The organism is Streptococcus sp. HMSC074B11 (genome assembly GCF_001808705.1).
Taxonomy (GTDB): domain Bacteria; phylum Bacillota; class Bacilli; order Lactobacillales; family Streptococcaceae; genus Streptococcus.
In genome coordinates, this window is the sequence record NZ_KV794297.1 from 1 (window position 1) to 531 (window position 531).

The 531-nt window shown below is 39.0% G+C and carries 1 protein-coding gene; it reads left to right on the plus strand.

From position 1 onward, the window contains the following. The coding region (locus HMPREF2619_RS08655; protein ID WP_148130389.1) for an SspB-related isopeptide-forming adhesin at nucleotides 1-531 on the plus strand (531 nt) is incomplete at both ends.

A 531-nucleotide genomic window follows, 5' to 3' on the forward strand; every position in this document is an offset into this window, starting at 1 on the left:
GAATTCAACAATACTGTTCGTCCTCCAGAAGAACCTAAGTTCAACCCTGAAAAATATGTTGTTTCTAAAGCAAAATTCGATATCACAGGTACGAAGCTCGTTGATGACGATTCTGAATTGACAGATAAATATGGTGAAACAAACACCAATCCATATGTCGATACAACTGCCAACAACGAAGCTGAAAACTTGAATACTAAGACAGTTGAACGTGGATCTAAACTTTACTACCAAGTATGGTTGGATACTACTCAATTTGACGCGAACAACAAGGATAACATCCAAACAGTTGGTATCACAGATGACTTCGATGAAACTAAGTTGACTGTGAATGCTTCAGACATCAAGGCATACGATTCAGTATCAGGCGCCGATGTTACATCTAAGTTCGATATCTCAATCGCTAACGGTGTGATTACGGCTAACTTGAAAGATGGCTTCACTAAGTCACTTGGCGACGCTGAAAACACTCAAATCATTGACACTACTAAGTTCGAGTTTGGACGCTACTATAAATTTGATATTCCAGCA